22 protein-coding genes and 1 pseudogene are annotated in these 20,493 nt (G+C 61.7%); 21 read left to right on the forward strand and 2 right to left on the reverse strand.

Going from position 1 to position 20,493, the window contains the following annotated elements:
- The first annotated feature begins 1,508 nt into the window (after positions 1 to 1,508).
- The 6 genes from GWG65_RS17795 (at position 1,509) to GWG65_RS17820 (ending at position 5,960) form a co-directional block, all read left to right on the forward strand.
- On the forward strand, positions 1,509 to 1,700 hold the full coding sequence (locus GWG65_RS17795; protein WP_275196848.1) for a hypothetical protein: 192 nt from the start codon (positions 1,509 to 1,511) through the stop codon (positions 1,698 to 1,700).
- Complete coding sequence (locus GWG65_RS17800; protein WP_275196849.1) at positions 1,697 to 1,906, forward strand: hypothetical protein; 210 nt, start codon at positions 1,697 to 1,699, stop codon at positions 1,904 to 1,906. Before GWG65_RS17795 ends, GWG65_RS17800 begins: the two co-directional genes overlap by 4 nt.
- 340 nt (positions 1,907 to 2,246) lie before the next feature.
- A complete protein-coding gene (locus tag GWG65_RS17805) occupies positions 2,247 to 2,372 on the forward strand; it encodes a hypothetical protein (RefSeq protein ID WP_275196850.1) in 126 nt (41 codons plus the stop codon).
- A gap of 116 nt (positions 2,373 to 2,488) precedes the next feature.
- Positions 2,489 to 3,262 carry a sensor histidine kinase gene (locus GWG65_RS17810; RefSeq protein WP_275196851.1) on the forward strand — a complete coding sequence of 258 codons (774 nt, stop codon included), beginning with the start codon at positions 2,489 to 2,491 and terminating at the stop codon, positions 3,260 to 3,262.
- 23 nt (positions 3,263 to 3,285) lie between these two features.
- Positions 3,286 to 4,419 carry an HlyD family secretion protein gene (locus GWG65_RS17815; protein WP_275196852.1) on the forward strand — a complete coding sequence of 378 codons (1,134 nt, stop codon included), beginning with the start codon at positions 3,286 to 3,288 and terminating at the stop codon, positions 4,417 to 4,419.
- Positions 4,420 to 4,421: 2 nt separating this feature from the next.
- Positions 4,422 to 5,960, forward strand: coding sequence for a DHA2 family efflux MFS transporter permease subunit (locus GWG65_RS17820; protein ID WP_275196853.1), 1,539 nt, complete (start codon positions 4,422 to 4,424; stop codon positions 5,958 to 5,960).
- A 421-nt stretch (positions 5,961 to 6,381) separates the two neighbouring features.
- Here GWG65_RS17820 and GWG65_RS17825 read toward each other — a convergent pair whose 3' ends face one another.
- Positions 6,382 to 7,164, reverse strand: a complete 783-nt coding sequence (locus GWG65_RS17825; RefSeq protein WP_275196854.1) for a helix-turn-helix domain-containing protein — start codon at positions 7,162 to 7,164, stop codon at positions 6,382 to 6,384.
- Between the two features lie 115 nt (positions 7,165 to 7,279).
- Here GWG65_RS17825 and GWG65_RS17830 point away from each other — a divergent pair, with 115 nt between their 5' ends.
- From GWG65_RS17830 to GWG65_RS17895, 14 genes and pseudogenes are all read left to right on the forward strand, one after another.
- A complete protein-coding gene (locus GWG65_RS17830; RefSeq protein WP_275196855.1) occupies positions 7,280 to 7,636 on the forward strand; it encodes a VOC family protein in 357 nt (118 codons plus the stop codon).
- A gap of 46 nt (positions 7,637 to 7,682) precedes the next feature.
- Entirely contained in the window at positions 7,683 to 8,711 is a 1,029-nt protein-coding gene (locus tag GWG65_RS17835) for an LLM class flavin-dependent oxidoreductase (RefSeq protein ID WP_275196856.1), read from the forward strand.
- Positions 8,712 to 8,745: 34 nt separating this feature from the next.
- Complete coding sequence (locus GWG65_RS17840) at positions 8,746 to 9,846, forward strand: flavin reductase (RefSeq protein WP_275196857.1); 1,101 nt, start codon at positions 8,746 to 8,748, stop codon at positions 9,844 to 9,846.
- 3 nt (positions 9,847 to 9,849) lie between these two features.
- On the forward strand, positions 9,850 to 10,749 hold the full coding sequence (locus GWG65_RS17845) for an alpha/beta hydrolase (RefSeq protein WP_275196858.1): 900 nt from the start codon (positions 9,850 to 9,852) through the stop codon (positions 10,747 to 10,749).
- 32 nt (positions 10,750 to 10,781) lie between these two features.
- Positions 10,782 to 12,119, forward strand: a complete 1,338-nt coding sequence (locus GWG65_RS17850; protein WP_275196859.1) for an MFS transporter — start codon at positions 10,782 to 10,784, stop codon at positions 12,117 to 12,119.
- 47 nt (positions 12,120 to 12,166) lie between these two features.
- The gene (locus GWG65_RS17855) at positions 12,167 to 12,955 is read left to right on the forward strand and encodes an enoyl-CoA hydratase/isomerase family protein (RefSeq protein ID WP_275196860.1); all 789 of its coding nucleotides are present in this window, start codon (positions 12,167 to 12,169) and stop codon (positions 12,953 to 12,955) included.
- An 82-nt stretch (positions 12,956 to 13,037) separates the two neighbouring features.
- Positions 13,038 to 13,937 carry a LysR substrate-binding domain-containing protein gene (locus GWG65_RS17860; RefSeq protein WP_275196861.1) on the forward strand — a complete coding sequence of 300 codons (900 nt, stop codon included), beginning with the start codon at positions 13,038 to 13,040 and terminating at the stop codon, positions 13,935 to 13,937.
- Positions 13,938 to 14,149: 212 nt separating this feature from the next.
- On the forward strand, positions 14,150 to 14,851 hold the full coding sequence (locus tag GWG65_RS17865) for a pirin-like bicupin family protein (RefSeq protein WP_275196862.1): 702 nt from the start codon (positions 14,150 to 14,152) through the stop codon (positions 14,849 to 14,851).
- Positions 14,852 to 14,878: 27 nt separating this feature from the next.
- Complete coding sequence (locus GWG65_RS17870; protein WP_275196863.1) at positions 14,879 to 15,298, forward strand: DoxX family protein; 420 nt, start codon at positions 14,879 to 14,881, stop codon at positions 15,296 to 15,298.
- Positions 15,299 to 15,439: 141 nt separating this feature from the next.
- Positions 15,440 to 15,904, forward strand: a complete 465-nt coding sequence (locus GWG65_RS17875; RefSeq protein ID WP_275196864.1) for a (2Fe-2S)-binding protein — start codon at positions 15,440 to 15,442, stop codon at positions 15,902 to 15,904.
- A gap of 205 nt (positions 15,905 to 16,109) precedes the next feature.
- Positions 16,110 to 16,424: pseudogene (locus GWG65_RS17880) on the forward strand (AMP-binding protein); the annotation flags it as partial.
- Positions 16,425 to 16,434: 10 nt separating this feature from the next.
- Complete coding sequence (locus GWG65_RS17885) at positions 16,435 to 17,040, forward strand: NADP-dependent oxidoreductase (RefSeq protein WP_275196865.1); 606 nt, start codon at positions 16,435 to 16,437, stop codon at positions 17,038 to 17,040.
- Between the two features lie 37 nt (positions 17,041 to 17,077).
- Positions 17,078 to 17,536 (forward strand): nuclear transport factor 2 family protein, encoded by a 459-nt coding sequence (locus tag GWG65_RS17890; protein ID WP_275196866.1) that lies wholly within the window; start codon positions 17,078 to 17,080, stop codon positions 17,534 to 17,536.
- A gap of 27 nt (positions 17,537 to 17,563) precedes the next feature.
- A complete protein-coding gene (locus tag GWG65_RS17895; protein ID WP_275196867.1) occupies positions 17,564 to 18,565 on the forward strand; it encodes an NADP-dependent oxidoreductase in 1,002 nt (333 codons plus the stop codon).
- A gap of 43 nt (positions 18,566 to 18,608) precedes the next feature.
- Here the strand turns inward: GWG65_RS17895 and GWG65_RS17900 are convergent, their stop codons facing one another.
- A complete protein-coding gene (locus GWG65_RS17900) occupies positions 18,609 to 19,409 on the reverse strand; it encodes an FCD domain-containing protein (protein ID WP_275196868.1) in 801 nt (266 codons plus the stop codon).
- Between the two features lie 92 nt (positions 19,410 to 19,501).
- Between GWG65_RS17900 and GWG65_RS17905 the strand changes: the two genes are divergently transcribed.
- A complete protein-coding gene (locus GWG65_RS17905) occupies positions 19,502 to 20,377 on the forward strand; it encodes a fumarylacetoacetate hydrolase family protein (protein WP_275196869.1) in 876 nt (291 codons plus the stop codon).
- The last annotated feature ends 116 nt before the right edge of the window (positions 20,378 to 20,493 follow it).

The raw sequence follows: 20,493 nt of genomic DNA on the forward strand, positions 1-20,493 counted from the left end.
GGCCGGAGATCATCGACAGGGCGACTATTCGGATCAGATCCGAGCGCAAATGGCCGGAAAAGGTCGTCCTGGACACTCATCAGCCGACGATCGCAGCACCGTCCATTGAGGTGGCGCCGACCGAGCAGTCGGTCGCGCGCCTGCCCGACGAGATGACGGATCAAACGTCGGCGGACCCGCTGCCAAAGCCAAATCCTGATGTACGAGCGATCGATGCTCATCGCCGGCCCGCGCAGGCCAAGCGTAAGCCTGCAAGAGCAGTTCCATCGACGCATGTGGCCAGGGCCCGTAATCGCAACGAGTCCCCAACATGGGGCACGGGCGAGGAGTGCTGTCGGTTGGAGTGGGCGGATAGGCCACCAATATCGAGAGCTGCATCGCGCAAGCGCGTGGCACATCGGGCCCCATGGATGGGCTGGCATTTCCCGGAGGTAAATTAAAGGTCATGCCGCGTCTGTTGGCGTCATCGCATGCTCCGTTGCTTGATTTGCCGCGATCAGAGAATGCGAGAACGCTACTATCTTCTCCTCTCGAAGGGGCGAGAGCAAAACCGCATTTCCCCTCTAAACCGGTCACAACCGAGCAAGACTGCTTTGGGTGTGTAGGATATCCCTGAGCTCACGATGGGAGCACGATCGCCGACACCGTCGAGCAATCGAAGTCTCGCATCGAGAAGTGGCTTTCGAGCGCCATAGACCTTCGTATCGTTTCCGTGACGCCTTTGGATGCCGCACGATTACGTACGTGCAATTGAGCCGTTGATCGCGATCGTCTTAAGCTGCATGCGTTGGAAGATCGCACAGGCTGATGAAGTGCGACGGTGAAAAAGGGATGATCGACGAATAGCGACGATAGAATCAAGAGGAGGCGACAGTGTCAAACTGCTCCGAAAGTCTCAGATCTGGCAGAGCCGCGCGATGCGCAGTTTGCGATGGTAAGTTTGGTCTTGTTCGGCACTACTCGTGGCGAACCCAGCTTTGTTCCACGAAGTGCGTCGATCGCTTCAGAGCTCGCAGGGAAAGTGATCGCAGTTGGATGGGCTGGCTCCAAATCGCCTTTCGGCTGCCAGAGAACCGCGCGAGGGTTTCATGACGGTCCAGATCTCGCAACGGGGCAAGGAATATCTAGAGACAGCACGGACCTTGCTCCGCGCCGCCAAAACCATGACGGACCAAGCGATTGGGTCAGCTTAAGGCCCTTGCCGATGACTACGAGCGGCGAGCCGAGAAAGCTTCGTATGTTGATGCGGCCAAAGCATTCGCGCGATCGGCTGCCAGCGCTGAACGCGAGTTGACCTGATGAGCAGCTTCACAGCCTCACCTGCGGAAGAATGCCTAGTGACGTTGGGATGCGGGCGTGCGGCCCAGCACGAGCTCTCTATCCCTTCGTTACCGTCTGCAGAGCTTCAAAGTTGCGGTGATATCCTAGATCGATATGGAGTTATCATCGTCATCTAACGGCGGAATCGTTCTGCGGATCCCTTCTCGAACTAATGGTCTGGAGCGAGTATGGGAGAAATTATTCGATTTGTCTCAAAGTCTGAGCTTGAGCGAGCTCGCCTAATTCGAGAGGCTCGCACGATATACGACAGCATCTCCCCACCGGATGACACAGTCAGCGAGAAGCAGAACGAGGCACCAGTAAGTCATACGGTTAGCAGCGCCGATGCCCATCGCAGCCTCGGGAGTTCCCTGTCGTGATCAAGATCATCGCCGTGCTCTGCAGTCTCTCCTCTCCGGAAAATTGCCACGAGCAGACTGTCACCACCTCGGACTTCGCTGAGGTCTCAATGCAATCCTGCCTGATGGGCGCGCCGCAGCTCGCGGAGTGGATGAAGCAGCATCCCGCCGAGCGCCTGGCGGCGTGGCGCTGCGTGATCGGCAAACAGGATGGCAGGGGAGTTTAGGGTGGAAGGCAGCTGTCCTCGGGAGTTCGCGGCCGTTCCGATCGGCGCGGAGTCGTCGAGGCGGGCGTTCGGGGTCTAACCGCCACGGCCGCCTTCCATACGACCAGGTTTGCATCGTCCTGCTGGGGGCGTCGAACGTGCCTCTCGGCGCGATCTCTAGGACTTGCGGCGCAGCGATTTCTACACCTGAAGAATCGAGAGCAAGAACGCAGTTTCCCTCCAAAGAGATCACGCGTGATCAAGATTATTGCGGGTGTGCGCGGTACCCTGAGATCATAATAGGAGCACGATCACCTACACCGTCGACTAATGGGTATCTCGTGCAGGGAGTAGCATCGGCATGACAAGTTGCCTGATCGTCACGCGCATCGCGATCATCTTATGGATCAATCTGACGGTAATGCCGGCTGCGGTTGCCTTCGATGCGATTGAAGCCGAACTCGCGCGCCGCGGTATCGAGCCATAATGGTCCCTGTCCGAAACCATTCGTTGCGCGAGCCGTCTGGAACGGCATTGCCACCGAACGAAGCCGCGGCGGACGCTCAGCGTCATTTGTGGTCAGAGAGAAACAACGAGCACGAGATGACAAAACACACTGTGCGGTTACCGAATTCCGATGAATCATTGCTCCTTCGCGAGCTGAATCACAGAATAAAAAACGAGCTTACTTCCGCCATATACACGGTGTCAGCCAAAGCGATGCACTCGAACAACGTGGCGGTCAAGGCCGCGCTCCTCGACGTCGTAGACCTCCTGCATCAATGCGCCGATGTTCATCGCGCGCAGCGCATGCCGGACCAGGGGCGTCTCACCGATGCCGCGAAGTACCTCCAGCAGCTTTGCCTCTCCATAACGAAGTATCGACTGAACCGCCTGGCGATACGCTTCTTGTTTTCAACCGATGATCTGCGGCTTGAAGGAACCCGCTGCTGGAAGCTTGGGCTGATTGTATCCGAGCTGCTGACCAATGCGGCGCGACATGCGCAATTCGACGCTAGAAATCCAGAATTGCGAGTGGAGTTGAAGCTTGCAGGCAGCGTCGTAAAATGCAGGGTCTCTGACAATGGCTCGGCACCTGAAACGATCCGGCGCGGTCGAGGGCTGGCGATCATCGGCGAGCTGGCCAGCCGTTTGGGAGGGCGCGTTCATACGTCTTGCGCCGCCGACGGATATTCCTTTCTTCTCACCTTCCCATTGACTGAGGCCGAGCGACGCGCCGCCGGCGCGGCCCATGCTGGTTTGAAGCAGAGAAAGATGGGCCGCCCTCAGCGGTTGCAGGCGTCCAGGGCCGAGAATCTAGGGGGCTGGCTGGGCAACGTGGCGCTTTTTGGATCGAAGCGGCCTGGGCTGACTTGATCGCCAGGCTGGCGGAAGGGAAGATGCGGAATCCGGAAAATCGTCAACCGGAAGTCGTTCCGTCCAAAGAACCGTGCGGCAGCCCGGTCGCGGCGAGTACCCCAGCACGCAAAAAATCATGGGTGCGCCCGCTGATGTTTGCGCTGCTGCCGGTAGCCCTTGTCGCGGGCGGCTACTTCTATGTGACCGGCGGCGCCGTAATGTCGACGGATAATGCGTATGTCCACGCCGATATGGTCGGATTGTCGACCGACGTCGCCGGCATCGTCACGCAAGTCATGGTTCACGACAATCAAGAGGTCACCAAGGGCGACATCCTGTTCAAGTTGGAACCTTTGCAGTTTCAATTGGCGTTGGATCGTGCCGAGGCTCAGATCGGAAATACCCGCAACGATCTCGTTGCGCTGCAGGCCAGCTACCGCAACATGCAGGCCCAGGTCGAACAGGCACAAGAGGATGTCGACTTCAACATGGTCAACTTCAAGCGGCAGGAGCAATTGCTCGTCAACAACTTTACGCCAAGAGCCACCTTCGACGCCGCCCGCAACACCCTGCAAGGGTCACAGCAAAAGCTCGCCTCGCTGCAACAGCAACTGACCGGTATCGCAGCCAATCTGAATGGCGACCCCGATGCGCCGATCGAAAGTCATCCCAGATACAAGGATGCGGTCGCCGCGCGAGACGAAGCGGCGCGCCAGCTCGCGCACACGGTGGTCCACGCGCCTTTTGCGGGCGTTGTGACCAATGTGCCATCCTTACAGCCCGGCCAATACCTTGCTGCCGCCGCGACCGCGTTCAACATTGTCTCGACCGATCGCGTCTGGGTTCAGGCCAGCCCGAAGGAAACTGAACTGACCTATGTCAAGCCTGGGCAGAAGGCGTTGGTCGAGGTCGACAGCTATCCGGGCCAGCAATGGACGGGCACCATCGACAGCATCAGCCCAGCATCAGCGTCGAGCTTTTCGCTGCTGCCGGCCGAAAATACCAGCGGCAACTGGGTCAAGGTCGTGCAGCGGATACCGATGCGTGTCAGCGTTACCAATGCGCCCGGAAAGCCACCGCTGCGCGTCGGCATGAGCGTGGAGGTAAATGTCTACACCGGACATTCTCGCGGATTTCCGAGCTTTTTAACCGGTCTCTTTGGATCGGGGAGCTGAACATGGCTGATGCCGCTGGAAATGCGCAGCCGATCAACCGGCCCGCGGTTACGCTGTGCGTCATCCTCTCCGTCATCATGCAGGCGCTGGATACGACGATCGCCAACGTCGCGCTGCCCTATATGCAGGGCAGCGTGTCGGCGAGCGCCGATCAGATCAACTGGGTGCTGACGTCCTATATCGTGGCGGCGGCCATCATGACCCCGCCATCGGGGTTTCTCGCCAACAGGTTCGGCCGCAAGCGCGTGTTGATGGCGGCCGTCGTCGGTTTCGTAGTTGCTTCCGTGCTGTGCGGCGTTGCGCAATCGCTGGTCCAGATCGTGGCTTTCCGATTGCTGCAGGGATTCTTCGGTGCGGCGCTCGTTCCTCTTGGCCAGTCCGTTCTGCTCGACGCCTATACGGCCGAAGAACGGGGGTCGGCGATGGCCCTGTTCGGCGTGTCGGTCATGGTGGGACCGGTGCTAGGGCCGGTGATCGGCGGTTGGCTGACCGACCACTACAGCTGGCGATGGGTCTTCTATATCAACGTGCCGTTGGGAGTGCTCGCATTCGCCGGCCTATCGTTTTTTCTGAAGGAGACGAAGACCAGCGCCGCGGCGAAGCTTGACTGGCTCGGATTTGGCAGCCTGAGCATTGCCATTGCCGCAATGCAGGTGTTTCTGGACCGGGGTGCGCAACTCGACTGGTTTTCTTCCTTCGAGATTCTGATTGAGGCGGTCGTTTGCGCATCAGCACTCTACATCTTCCTCGTCCACACCTTTACGGCGAGAAATTCATTCGTAGATCCGAGGCTGTTTCTTGATCGAAATTTCTCGATCGGGGTGCTATTCATCTTCATCGTCGGGGTAACTTATCTGGCGTCCCTGGCGTTGTTGACACCCTATCTGCAGACACTGATGGGTTATCCCGTAGTGACTGCGGGAATCGTCATGGGTCCGCGCGGTCTCGGCACAATGGCTTGCATGTTCCTGGTCGGGCGCCTCGTCGGACGGGTCGATACCAGGTTCCTGATCCTGATCGGCCTGTTGCTGACCGCTTGGGCCATGTACGACATGACCGGATGGAATCCGAACGTCTCGGAGTGGACAATCGCGGTAACCGGGTTCATCCAGGGTGCGGGACTTGGATTCCTGTTCGTCCCGCTCAACACCGTCACCTTTGCCACACTTGCGCCCCAGCAGCGAGCGGACGGCACTGGTCTGTTCAACCTCGCTCGCAACGTCGGATCCAGTGTGGGAATATCGGCCGTCTCCTATCTGCTGACGAGAAACAATCAGGTCAATCATGCGACCATCGCGAGCCATGTCACGGCATTCAATCACGTATTTGATAGCAGCATCGTGCGGCACGCCCTCAGTCCCTTGACCGCAAGCGGACGGGCGGCGCTCGATCAGACCATACAAACGCAGGCTTCCATCATCAGCTACATCGACGATTTCAAGTTGATGATGGTCCTTTCGCTCGCGGCCATTCCCCTCGTCCTGCTGCTGCGGAGCGCGCCAACCTCTGGCAAAAACGACCACGCGATGGTGATGGAATGAAAGGCATTCCCCACTCCGTGGCCGTTGGAAATATGGACGTCTGGGAGCAGTACACAAATTCTTCTTGGCATTCATCCTGCGGTCTGTTCCGGTTTCGACGAGCGCCCTCGCGCATAGCGGCACGAGAAGGCTTGCCCACCGGACGTCCAGCGCTTCTGCCAGCAAGCTGGTGGATCAACGCGACTCTGTCGTGCTTTCCTGCCTCAAGGTAAATCGCCTGAAACCTTCTTCCGCGTGCCGCCATGTGCTGGTCAGCCACAGGCAATAACTATCGGCTTTCCGTTCGGCGTCGCGCAATCGGCGAGAGCATGATCTGGAAAAGCGTGAAGCGGTTTTCCCCTCGCGACAAACGCGGAGTTCGTTTGCGCGGAGATCATGCTCAAACAGCAACCTAAAGCGCGATGATGATTCTCATCGCGCTTTAGTCGCGGCTTTCGGTCTTGCCGCCAAGCGCTTGCGACGCGCTCGATGCGCTGGCGAGTAGCGCTTTCACCTGATCGCTCGACGGCTCGACCTGCATGGAGGCCCGGGTGCCGGCGAGGCTGAGGGTGAAGCGAAGATCGCCGTTCCAGTCCACGATCGGCGCCGCGATCGAGACATAGCCGGTGAGGTCGGATCGGACGATCGTCGTGTAGCCCTTTCGCTTGAGCTCGCGCGCCGCATCGTCCCTGAACTTGCCGGCGTCGGGCCTTCCGCCGAAGACGGCGCCCCACTCCTGCTCGATCAGATGCGCCGTCAGGTTTGGCGCCAGCCGGGCGGCATAGATCTTCCCTGCCGCAGACCCCAGCATCGGGATCAGTCCGGTCCGAAACTCGAACGCGCCGCGCTGATCGCCGTCCTGCTTGAACAGGCTGAGCGGGCCGTTGTCGGTCCATGTCGTGACGGCCGCGCTTCGGCTCGTGATGTCACGCAGATTGGTGACCTCGCGGCGGACGATCTCGAAGCCGTCGATCTGCTGGATTGCGCTGACGCCGAGCGAGAGCGCCGCAGGCCCGAGGCGGTAGTGGCCCGGCTTCTCGTCCGCGGCGGCGAGCCCGATCCTGACGAGGCTCACGAGATAGTTATTCGCGGCGCTCGTCGTCAGGCCCGCCAGCGGCGCGATGTCCTTGAGAGCCATCGCCTGCTGGCTCGTCTGCATAACGCTCAGAATCCGAAAGGCAATTTCCACCGACTGAATGCCGCGGCGCGGCTTCTTCTCCTGCATCTGCTTCCTTCGACCGGTTCAGTGAATCGAGATTGACACAAACAAAAGTCGCGAGCACTATACAACAATAAAATATGTCTTCAATATTGTTGAAATATCTGGGAAGGAGACGAAGATGCCCCTCAGTGCCATCCGCAGCGTCTACACGGTCGCCAACGATATGGATCTCATGCAGGCCTTCTACGCAGAGGCGCTGGAGCTTCCGCTGGCTTTTCTGGATCGCGACAACTGGTGCCAGTTCAAGGTTGGACAGTTCGCGTTCGCGCTGAGCTCGCCATCCGAAGCGGCCACGGGCGCGCGCGGGAGTGTGGTCGTTTTCGGCGCGACCGACGTGGCTGCGTTGGCGCAGCGGGTCGAGCGGCTCGGTGGGCTGCACCTGTCGAGCCGCGACATGGGTTCGCACGGCAGCGTCGCGACGTTTGCCGACCCCGAGAACAATCTGTTCCAGATCCACGTCCGGCAAAGCACCTAACTGCGGCTCGCGCATCAACCATATCACTTGCGAAAGGATCCTCATCATGAAGTTCGGCGTCTTCGATCAGAACGATCGCTCCGGTTTCCCGCTGGCAGAGCAGTACGAGAACCGGCTTGCGCTCGCCGAGCTCTATGATCGGCTCGGCTTCCACTGCTTCCATATGAGCGAGCACCACGGCACCCCGCTGAGCACGACGCCGTCGCCCAGTGTGTGGATGGCGGCTCTGTCCCAGCGGACCAAGAGATTGCGGCTATGTCCGCTGGTCTATTTGTTGCCGACCTACAATCCCGCGCGTCTCTATGAAGAGATCTGCATGCTCGATCATCTGAGCGGCGGCCGGTTCGAGTTCGGGATTGGCCGCGGCGCCTCGCCGCACGAGCTCGACGCGCTCGGGATCGAGTCCGCGAAGGCGGCGAAGATGTACGCGGAGGCCTTCGAAGCGATCCAGCGCTGCTTTGCGCAGGACTCGGTCACGACGACAGGCGAGTTCTGGAGCTTGAACGACTACGCGGTGGAAATGAAGCCGCTCCAGCGCCCGCATCCGCCGATGTGGTACGCGGTCGGTTCGCCCGATTCCGTGGTCTGGCCGGCGCGCAACGGCATGAATGTGGTCTGCGGCGGACAGGTGTCCCGCGTGCGCGCCATTTCCGATCGTTATCGCGAGGAGATGGCCTCCGCCGGTCTACAGGGCCGAGCCTCGCCCCTCATCGGCGTCAATCGCTACATCATCGTCGGCGAGACCGACCGCGACGCCCATGAGCTCGGTCGAAAGGCCTGGCCGGCGTTCTACGACAATTTCATCAAGCTCTGGCGCAAGCACGGGACGCAGCCGGTCAACGCGAAGCTGCCGCCCTCGTTCGACCAGCTCGTCGAATCCGGCCATGCGATCGCCGGCTCGGCCCGAACGGTCACGCAAATCCTGTCCGACCAGGTCGCGCTTGGCGGACTGAACTACGTGATCGGCAGCTTCATGTTCGGAACCATGCCGCATGCGGAGGCGGCGGCCTCGATCCGCCGCTTCGCCGAAGCGGTGATGCCTGCGGTGAAGGCGGCCGAAGCGCTTGCCGCTTGAGTGCCCGAAACGGGTGAACGCAAGGAGGTGGAAGATGGCTGATGCTCCTCTGTTCGACAGCCGCGACCTGCGGCGCGTGCTCGGAACCTTTGTCACTGGCGTCACCGTGGTGACCATGGCCGATGACGACGGCAGATTCCATGGCGTCACCGCCAATTCCTTCAGCTCGGTCTCGCTTGATCCTCCGCTGGTACTCTGGAGCCAGGCGGTCAAAAGTCACAGCCACCCGGCGTTCTTCGCGGCCGAACGTTTTGCCGTGAACATCTTGGCCGAGGACCAGATCGAGCTGTCAAAGCGCTTTGCGAAGTCTTCGCATGAGAAGTTCGTCGGCATCGATGTCGATATCGGCTCCGGCGGCGTGCCGCTGCTCCGCGATTGCAGCGCCAGGCTCCAGTGCCGCGTCGTGTCGCGCGTGCCGGGCGGCGACCACACCATCTATGTCGGCGAGGTGCTTGAGATCGACTGCGCCGAACGCAAGCCGCTTGTCTTCGGCAACGGTCAATATCTGCTGGCCGATCCCCACGATCTGGCTGACGGCGTATTGTCGCCCGATCGCAAGCAGGCGCAACTCGCCGCCATGCGGCTCGGCACGCGCGCGATCGAGCGCCTTGCGAACCAGTTCGACGAGACGATGGCGCTCGCCGTCTGGGGCACCCACGGCCCAACCATCACCCACTGGGAGCCGGCCTCCGCTCCCGTCAGCGACGCGCTTCCCGTCGGATTGATATTGCCGGTGACCTCGACGGCAACCGGTCTGGCATTCGCCGCGCATCTGCCGCCCGAGGCGATCGCGCAGACGGACTGGCCCGGCGACGTTGCGATGTCCGAGGCGGGCGGTTGGGAACAGCGTCTCGATGACGTCCGGCGATCCGGACTCGCAAGGCAGGAGCTCGAAACCTTCTACCGTAGCGAGACCGTGATCAACGCACTCAGTGCTCCGGTGCTCGATGCGAGCGGCCAGGCGGTGCTGGCTCTGACTGCGGTCGGCGAGGCGAGCCGGTTTCGCGCCGATCTCGACGGCGTGTTCGCCCGTGCCCTTCGGCAGAGCGCAGAAGATCTGTCTCGTCGCCTCGGCTACCGCTCCGACGATGCGCATGAACCGGCCAAGCGGCTGGAGCTGGCGGCTGGAGCTTGATCGATGGCAGCGTTATCCGCCCTCGACACCGAACTCCTTGCGCAGGACTTGTCCAGGCTTGCGCAGCTGGCCGTTGCGTCGCCGGTCTATTCCGGAGAACGGGGGCACATCGAATATCGTGCCGCCGGAGACGCGCGCAATCCCGCGGTGCTGATGCTGCACGGGCTCGGCTCCAGCGCGGCCGGATACCGTGCCCAGCTTGCCGGGCTGTCGCAGGACTTTCACGTAATCGCCTGGAATGCGCCGGGCTTCGGCGGCAGCTCGCCCATCCCGGGGCAAGACGCCGGTATCGACGACTATGCAGATGCCCTGGAAGGGTTGCTGCGCGCGCTTCGGGTGCGGCGGCTTGCCGTCCTTGTCGGCAGCTCATGGGGGAGCGTCGTGGCGCTGGCCTTCGCGCGGCGATATCCGGCAATGGTCGACGGCCTCGTTCTGTCCGCCCCGAATGTCGCCAGAGGCCATCTCCTCGGCGATGCCCGCGCAGCCGAGCTCAACGCCTGGCTTTGCACGGCGGATATCGACATTCCGGTCTCACGCGCGGCCATCGCGGACAAGTTGCTGGCGCCCGACACGCCATCGCTGGTCAGGCAGCATGTCGAGCGCCTCCGCGACGCCATGACGACCGACGGCTGGCGGCAGGCGATACGATCGCTTTTCACCATCTACACGCCGGACGTCATCTCGGCCGTGCGGTGCCCGATTGCCATCCTTTCCGGCACGCTCGATCAGGTCGCGCCACATCGGGATCACGCGGCGCGGCTGCTCGCCTCGGCTCCTTTCGCGACGTCGCATCCGTTCGAGGCTTGCGGCCACATGCTCAAGCTCGAAGCGCCCGCGAAATTCAACGCTGTCGTTCGGAAAATCGCGGCTGAAACGTGGAGCGAAGCCTTAGCAACGAAATAGCACACAAAAGCCGACACAGGAGGAAACGAAGGATGAAGATGGAACAGGAAGCAGACCGGCCCGCTCCGGCTCATTGGTGGATGGTCGGCGTCCTTTGCCTGGTGAATGCGGTCGCATTCATCGATCGTGCGGCGCTTCCGCTCCTGGTTCAACCCATCAAGCGTGATCTCGGCATATCGGACACGATGATGAGCCTTCTGATCGGAGCTGCCTTCATCATCACCTATGCCATCGGAGGCTTTCTTGTCGGCGTGCTTGTCGATCGGTTCTCCCGCAGACGCATTCTCGGCATCGGGATCGCGGCCTGGGGAGTGTCGACCATCCTTTGCGGCTCCGCCACGACCTATGCAGGTCTGTTCCTGAGCCGCTGCGGGGTTGGTGCGGGCGAGGCAACATGTGGGCCGGCGAGCATGTCGCTCGTGAAAGATGCATTTGATACGCGCTTCCGCGGGCGTGCCGTTGCGATCTGGGCGATGGGCGCGAGTATCGGCGGCGGGATCGCGCTTCTTGCTGGAGGAGCCATTCTTCACCTGGTCGGCGAGAACGGGGCCTATGTCGTGCCGGTGCTCGGGATCTCAATTCGCTCGTGGCAGCTCGTCATGATCGCCTGTGGCGTGTTTGCACTGCCTGTTGCCTTGCTCGTTTTCACGTTTCCGGAGCCGGCAAGACGATCGGCCGGCCCAACCAAATCTGTGGCTTTGAAGGAAGTTCTAGAGGCGATCCGTGGTCGATGGCTGGTATTTGCGCTCCTCTTTCTGGCAAACGCTTCGACGATCATGCTGTCGGTGGCCTATTCGTCCTGGGTTCCCGCATTTCTCGGGCGGGTATGGAAGATCCCGGCAGGCGAGATCGGCCTGACTTATGGTCTCATCGTGCTGCTGCTCAGCACCACGAGCCAACTCAGCGCGGGCTTCCTCGTCGACCTGGTCTACCGGCGGTACGGCCTGCCGGGGGTCCCGGCGCTCGGAATTGCGATATGCGCGTTGATCTTCCTGCCGGCCGTCTTGGCACCTGCGGCCGGATCCATCTCCGCGACCTGGTTGCTGCTGGCCGCTTTCAATCTGCTGGCTGCGAGCCTCTTCACCATCGGCACCTCTACGATCGTGCATCTGTCGCCGGGCTCGGTGATCGGGAAAATCACGGCCGTTCATTTCGCGTGGGTCGGCATCACGGGAACGGCGGTCGCGCCGACGCTCGTTGCGGTGATCGCCGATCGCATGTTTGAGGGAACGCAGAGCGCTCTCGGCTCCGCGCTGTCAACTGTCGGCGGTGCGCTGGCGATAGCCGGCGGCCTGTGTCTTCTCGCCGTCTATTGGCAGATGCGTCCCGGCCGTGTCATGTCGTCGCTCGTTCCCGAGAGCGCGCGATGAGGGGCGTCTTTGGTGTCACAATATTCACGTGTTGAAGGGAGGTCGGAATGCAAGTGATCAAGTTCGAACAGAAAGACTCGGTCGGTCACATCGTGCTCGCCAACCCGCCGAAAAACCTCATTGCATCGGATTTCTCGGATGCGCTCAAGCAGGCCGTTCACGAAGCCGGCGAGACTGACATCAGGGCATTGCTGGTGAGGGCGGAAGGCCCCAATTTTAGCCAGGGCGGCGATGTGCTCGATTTTCTGGAGAAGAACACCAGTCAGTTCCGGACCTTCATTGCCGAATGCAATCAATCGTTTCGCGCCATCGAGGCCTTGCCGATTCCGACCGTCGCGGCCGTGCGTGGATCCGCGTTCGGCGGCGCCTTCGAGCTCGCGCTCGCCTGCGACTTCATCGTTGCGGCCGAAGATGCGGTGTTTCGCTGTATCGAGGCTTCGGTGGGATCTGCGCCGGTCGCCGGCGCGGTGCAGCGACTGGCGGAGCGGATCGGCCGTTCGCGTGCGGCCCGCTACGCGATGCTTTGCGAGCCGATGTCGGGCGTCACCGCCGGTGAACTGGGAATTGCGACCCTCGTGGTGCCGGCGGATGACGTCGAAGCGGCTGCGCTGAAATTCGCGCAGGATCTGTCGACCGGTCCCACGCGCTCATACGCGGCCATACGAACCCTGCTGAAGGCGTGGTCTGGAGGCGGTGTGCCGACCGCCGATGCAATGATCCTGGATATCACCATGGCGCTCCACAGCTCCGAGGATGCAAGGCGCGGACGCACAGCGCGGTCCGAGGCCATCAAGAAGGGGATCGAGCCGCCAAAGATCGTCTTCACCGGCCGATGATGGAACGAGTCGGAGAACGAACGTGACATCCTCGCCATCCGTGCGGGAAGGTCCGCTTCGACGAGAGAAACGGCGGCAAACGGTGCGCGATCTTAACGATCTCCAGTTCTTTGTCGCCGTTGTCGTCAATCGGGGATTCTCGGCGGCCTCCCGCGTGCTTGGCGTACCCAAATCGCGCGTCAGTCGCCGCATCGCCTTGCTGGAAGAGCGGCTCGGCGTGCGGCTGCTGGATCGGACGACGCGCGGACTTGGCCTGACCCAGGTCGGCCAGCAAGTCTACGAGCACGCGCAGGCCGCGGTGATCGAAGCTGACGCGGTCGAGGAGGTCGCGCTTCGCATGCAAGCCGAGCCGCGCGGGCTCGTTCGGCTAAGCTGTCCGCTCGGACTTCAGGGCGCGATTGCCGGTCCCTTGCCCGGCTTCCTTGCGGCTCATCCTCAATTGCGCGTTCAATGCATCGCGACCAATCGCCGGGTCGACCTGGTCCACGAAGGCGTCGATGTCGCGATCCGCGTTCGCGAGCGCCTCGACACCGATGCGGATCTGCAGGTGAAGCGTATCGGTGTCAGCCGGCGCATCCTTGTCGCGAGCCCGAGCCTGCTGGCAAAGGCGGGCGTTCCGAAATCGCCGGCGGACCTTGGCAATTTTCCTACTCTGCATCAGGACGAGCAGAGCGGCGGTACCTGGCTTCTGACGGCGGAAAACGGTGAGACCAGCAGCGTTCCGGTCGAGCCGCGCCTTGCCAGCGGCAGCTTCGATATCCTGATGGCGGCGGCGTGCCAGGGCGCCGGAATTACGTTGTTGCCGGCCAGATATTGTCAGGACGCGCTCGCGAGCGGCGCGCTCGTCCGGGTGCTGCCGGAATGGAGCGGCACCGATGGCATCCTGCATCTCGTCTTCGCCTCGCGGCGCGGCATGCTGCCGGGCGTCCGGGCGGTGATCGACTTCGCTGCCGCGGCCCTGAGATCGTCGGCGGCCTCATAGCCGGAGTTCAACGGCCGCCTTGCGCTGCTGTGGTTTGTCTCTCAGGCGGAGACGGGCGCGGCCTTTGGTATCGTCGTCTGCTTCTTGTCCATCGGCCCGCGATCGTTCACCAGGTAGAACGATGCGTCCGGAATCTGCTGACTAATCAGCCGACCGGTTTGGCCACATAACCATTCCCGAAACGGACACGGGTCCGACGCAGAGGAATGGTCATGTTGCAGCTTCGCTCCAAAGAGACGCTCGATCACGGCGATCGCGGCTGGCTGAAAGCGCGCCACCATTTCATCGTGTCGGCCGAGGGCAATCCCGCGAATGGCCCCCTTGGTGCGCTCGTGGTCTGGAACGACGACGAGATTGCGCCCGGCACGGGCTTCGGACGCCACTCGCACACGGACATGGAAATCGTGACCTATGTCCGCCAGGGCGCCGTCACGCACGAAGACAGCGCCGGCAATGTCGGCCGGACCGTGGCCGGCGATGTGCAGGTGATGAGCGCCGGGACCGGCATCAGCCATTCCGAGCACAACCGCGACGATGGTCCGCTCAAGCTCTTCCAGATCTGGCTGCGCCCGCGTCAGTTCGGCGGGACGCCTCGCTGGGATAGCCGCAAATTCCCGAAGACAGATCGTGCCGGACACCTCATCGAGCTCGCGAGCGGGAACCCCGAGAATGCCGAGGCCCTCACGATCCGTGCCGACGCCCGTGTTCTCGGTGCCACGCTGCTTGCGCGGACCACTCTGACCCACACGCCGTCGGCACATTTGCGGCACACCTATCTCGCCCCTGCCCAGGGCGCGATTCTTGTCAACGGGCAACGGGTTGCAGTCGGCGATGGTCTCGCCGCCATCGACGAACCCGAACTCACCATCACGGCCATCGAGGATGCGGAGTTCATTCTCGTCGATGTCGCCTGACCTCACACCAGCAAAGGAGCTACTCACATGAACCGCTATCTTCCCCTCATTGGTCGCATCTTGATCGGCCTGCCCTTCGCGATGAGCGGCCTCGGCAAGCTCGCCGCTTTCGGTCCGACGACCGCGATGATCGCCGCCGCCGGTCTGCCTCTGCCGCCGCTTGCCTACATCGTGGCCGTCGCGCTTGAGCTCGGTGGCGGGATCCTACTGATTGCAGGCTACCAGGTACGCTTCGTCGCGCTCGCGCAGGCAGTGTTCTGTATCGCCGCTGGCGTGGCGTTCCACAACAACTTCGCCGATCAGAACCAGATGATCCACTTCCTCAAGAACGTCATGATGGCCGGCGGCCTGCTTCAGATCGCGGCGTTCGGCGCAGGTGCCCTCAGCCTCGACAACCGACTGTCCAAGGATAGCGTGTCCGTTGCGAACGCGGCGGCAGCTCGCTGAGTGGCTTCGGAGCGACGTCTACCGGGGCAGGTGATGCCGATTTGTCCAAGATCTCGGAACTCACCGTCCCGTAAGAGCCTATATCGCCAGTCGGTCCCGCAGTAAACCGCGGGCCGACCGGCACATGACGGTGGGTGAGGAATGTCATATCAAATTACGGTCAACGGTGAGTCCCATGTGGTCGCGGCGGCTCCGGAGACCCCGCTTCTGTATGTGCTCCGGAACGATCTCGGATTGAACGGCCCGAAGTTCGGCTGCGGTCTCGGGCAGTGCGGTGCCTGTGCCGCATCTGTTGGCGGAACGCTCACGAGGACCTGCTCGATTGCTCTGCGAGATGTCGGAGACGCCCCCATCGTCACGCTCGAGGGATTGGGCACGACGCTGAAGCTGCATCCGCTCCAGAAGGCGTTCATCGACGAGCAGGCGGCCCAATACGGCTACTGCTCCAACGGCATGATCATGGCTGCAAAAGCCTTGCTGGATCAAAATCGGAACCCCAGCGAAGACGAAATCAAGGACGCGCTGGCGAACCAGCTTTGCCGCTGCGGCGTCCACAATCGGGTGGTGCGCGCCGTTCGCCGGGCCGCCATGGAGCTGGAACGATGAGCGTTGCGAGGCTTTCCCGCAGGCATTTCACGCAGTCGCTCGGCGTCGTGCTCGCGACCTTTGCGCTGCCGTCTCCTTCGGCCTTCGGCCAAACGCCGGCCAATTTGCCATTCAGCCTGCGCAACAATCGCCGACTGGAGGGGTGGATCCGCTTGACTGGGTCCTCGACAAGGGCAAGAAAGCAGGCAACGGACGATTGGACTTCGTTGCGCCGAAGGTCCAGATGGATGATGCCGTCAACATTCAGTTCACCAGTGGCACCACAGGATTGCCGAAAGGGGCGACCCTCTCGCACCACAATCTGATCAACAATGCATTCTTCGTCGGTGAAGCGACCGGCATCGTGCCTGGTTCACGCGTGTGTATTCCGGTGCCGCTGTATCACTGCTTTGGCATGGTGATGGGCAACCTTGGTTGCGTTACCCATGCGGCGACGATGGTGTATCCGTCCGAGTCGTTCGATCCGTTGAAAACCCTCGAGATCGTCGCGGCCGAGCGCTGTGACGTGCTCTACCGCGTATTTCGGAATCATGGATGTCGCGCAGCCAAAGACCGGCGAGACCGTGGTCGTGTCCGCTGCAGCCGGGTCGGTCGGATCGATTGCGGGTCAAATCGCGCGGATTTGCGGTGCGCGCGTCGTCGGCATTGCCGGCGGGCAAGGCAAGATCCGGCAACTTGTCGACGATCTGGGATTCGACGCGGGCATCGATCGATCCGCGCCCGACTTCGCCCGGCAGCTCAGGGATGCTTGTCCCGAAGGCATCAATGTCTATTTCGACAACGTGCAGGGTGACGTGCTCGATACTTGCCTCGAGCACCTGGCCAAGGGCGGCCGCGTCGTGATGTGCGGCGGCGTATCGGTGTTGAACGAGGACGGTGGGCGGGCGCGCTATAATCTGATGCGCGTGGTGTGGAAGCGCGCGCGACTGCAAGGATTCGGCATCTTCGAATATTCCGAGCAAAAGCGGCATGAGGCGCTTGAACAACTCGGGCAATGGATCCGGCAGGGCCGACTTCGCATTATCCAGGAGCACAGGCACGGCTTCGATCAGCTGCCCCGGGCGTTCATCGATCTGCTGGCGGGCCGAAGCTCCGGCAGCCAGGTCGTCTGGATGCGCGGGACCGATCTCAAGTAACCTCAGCCACCTTCTCAAGCCGGCAACAGGAAGCGCCATGAACCCGACCATGACCCCGGACGAAGCGGCCGACCGCCTTGCTATCAGAGAACTGATCGACGCCTATGCCCATTGCGCCGACCGGCGCGACGCAAGCGGGCAGATGGCGCTCTTCACTGAGGACACGGCGTTTCACGTCTTCATGGACAGTCGCTTGTCCGAGCCGACCTACGTCCTCCACGGCCGCAGCGCGCTTGCGCCCGTCTTCGCCGATTTGAACCAATATCAGGCGACGACGCATTTCAACGGCCAGAGCACCTTCCGCCTCGATGGCGATGGAGCGACCGGTGAAAGCTACTGCATTGCTCATCATGTGAGCCTGGACGGTGAAAAGCGCACGTTGATGATCGCGTCGATCCGTTACCTGGATAAGTTCGTGAAGCAGGACGGCACCTGGCTCTTCGCCGAGCGCAAGCTCATGGTCGACTGGACCGAAACACGCAGCTCGGCTCCCTAGCGCGACGAGATAGGAAAGGCGGTAGCAATGAAAAACCGGCAAGTATGGCTAAGTTCACGCCCCAACGGAATTCCGCAGCCGACGGACTTTGCGCTGCGCGAGGCGGAGGTGCCGAGGATTTCGGACGGCGAGTTCCTCGTTCGCAACATCTTCCTGTCGGCAGATCCCGCAATGCGCGGATGGATTGCCGACAAGAGCACCTATTGGCCGAGGATCGAAGTTGGCGATACCATGCGCGCATTCTCGGTCGGAGAGGTGATCGAATCGAAAAGCCCTGGCTATGGGGTTGGCGACAAGGTCATGGGCATATTCGGCTGGCAGGACTATGCCGCAGGCAAACCGCAGCAGGTCATGCGGAAGGTCCTCGAGGATGACCTTCCGCTGTCGCTCTCGCTCGGCGTGCTCGGACTGAACGGCCTCACGGCCTATTTTGGCCTGCTCGACGTGTGCCGGCCGAAAACAGGGGAAACCGTCGTGGTCTCGACGGCCGCCGGCGGGGTTGGCTCTGCCGTGGGCCAGATCGCGAAGATCAAGGGATGCCGTACCATCGGGTTCGCTGGTGGCGCGGAGAAAGTCCGGCAGTGCATCGAAGAGTTCGGCTACGATTCTGCCGTCGACTACAAGTCGACAGCGGATCTTGATGGAGCGCTTGCCCGGCTTTGCGCCAATGGCGTCGACGCGTTCTTCGACAACACGTCCGGTGCAATTCACGATGCCGTTGTCCGGCAGATCAATGTCGGAGCGCGCATCGCTATTTGCGGCACCGCCTCATATGCGAGCTGGGATCCCTGGAACGAGGGACCGCGGCCGGAGCGGCATCTGCTCGTCAAGCGCGCAATCATGCAGGGCTTCCTCACCACCGATTTTGCTCCACGATATGAAGAGGCCATTGCGGCGCTGGCTGGCTGGATTCGTTCCGGCGAGCTTCGGTATCGCGAGGACATGCAGGACGGCATCGAGGCCGCTCCCGCATCGATTGCGATGCTCTACGCCGGGGAGAATCGGGGGAAGCTGGTCATCAGATTGTAGCGACACCCGGTTTGCCCATACCGGGGCGGGAGCTGGCAGGTCGTCAGGCGGATGCCGTGATGCGCTTGCGTTTTAGATTTGGGCCGTCGGGTGCATGAGCCTTGCCCGGCTTTGCCCTTGAGGATCTCGCAGCCGGCTCGCGCTCGGACGATACAGCGTCGAGGACGATTTTTGCGGTCAATTGTAGGTGTGCGTTCATTAGTGCGACAGCGCGTTCGCTGTCCCGCAACAAAGCGGCCTCCGCAATCTCGCGATGTTCCTTATCGAGGTCTCGATCCACCTTGGACAAGGGACCGGTAAACCACCGGTAGCGTGCAGAGTGATTGAAAAGAACCGCTCGCAGATGAAGAAGCCAAGGGCTGCCGCATCCCGCTGCGAGGACTTCGTGAAAGGTCTCGTGAGCCCTCGCATATTCGTTGCTGTAGCGACGCGCGGCCTTGTCGGCCCATACCGGCGTATGCGTCAGACGGTGCAGGGCGGCGACGACCTGCGATTGCCACTCCAGTCCACCTTTCTCGATCGCGCCTCGAAGGCAGAGCGCCTCAATGCTGCATCGAACGTCGGTGAGATCGCGAAGGGCATCGACCGACAGTGGCGCGACGCGGAAGCCTCGCTGCGGTTCGCTGACGACAAATCCCTCCGATGCGAGGCGCGACAGCGCCTCACGCACGGCGCTCGAGCCGACCGCAAAGCGACGGCACAGATCGTCGATCTTCAGCTTCTCTCCGGGGGCGAAGTTGCACGCGAGCAGTTCGGAGCGAAGCTCCGCATAGGCTCCGTGGGTGAGGCTCGTGGGTGATTCCATGGTGCTGATAGCCATAGCGGACGAAATGACCGGAGTCACTTGTAAATATGCACACTTTGGAAATTATGCATTTTATATTGTAATATGCATTTTATGTGATATAGGGGATCGCACACGGAGGAAAACGCCCCATGCGCTTCATCGCCTATGAAAGAAACGGAACGCGCGGCCTCGCGGTGGCCGATCAGGCCGGCCGGCACTGGGGGCTTGATGACGGCGGAGATGGCAGGCTCGAGCGCGCCATTGCCGGTGGAAGGGACGGGCTGAAAGATCTCGCGGCCGCTCTCCTCAAGGGCGAACCGATCGATCCGGAAGCGGTGAGCTTCCTGCCTCCGCTGTCCTCACCCGGCAAGATCATCTGCGTGGGATTGAACTATGCGGACCACACCGCCGAAAGCAGTATCCAGCAGCCTGACTACCCCACGCTGTTTGGCCGGTTCGCATCGAGCCTCGTCGGCCACGGTGCGCCGATCGTGCGTCCGAATGTCTCGGATGCGCTCGACTTTGAGGGAGAGCTTGTCGCTGTCATCGGGCGCGGTGGCCGTCATATCCCGCAGTCCGCGGCCCTCGACCATGTCGCCGGATATTCGATCTTCAACGATGGTACGATCCGCGACTATCAGTTCCGTACGCCGCAATGGACGATTGGCAAGAATTTCGACGGCACCGGAGCGTTCGGGCCTGCGTTCGTGACTGCCGACGAGTTGCCGTCCGGCGCCAGCAGCCTGAAACTCGAGACGAGATTGAACGGGACGGTGATGCAGAAGGCGTCGACCTCCGATCTGATCTTCGATGTCGCAACCCTGGTCGCGCTGATCAGCGTCGGCATCACGTTGTCTCCCGGAGACATTATCGTGACCGGAACGCCGTCCGGCGTCGGCGCTGCGCGCAAGCCGCCTCTCTACATGAAGCCCGGCGACGTCTGCGAGATCGAGATCGAAGGATTGGGTGTTCTTCGCAATCCGATTGCGCAGGAGGGGAAAAATACGGTGCAGGCGGCGGCCTGACACTGCGTTGATCCTGTTGCTCGCGGATCCATGCGGGCATCATATGGTCTCCTCGGAGGCGAGGTCATGACGAGTGTCGATAGCTGCACTGCTTCGTCTCAAGGGAGTTGATCTGG

Origin of the sequence: Bradyrhizobium sp. CSA207, assembly GCF_029051685.1 — a bacterium.
Taxonomy (GTDB): Bacteria; Pseudomonadota; Alphaproteobacteria; order Rhizobiales; family Xanthobacteraceae; genus Bradyrhizobium.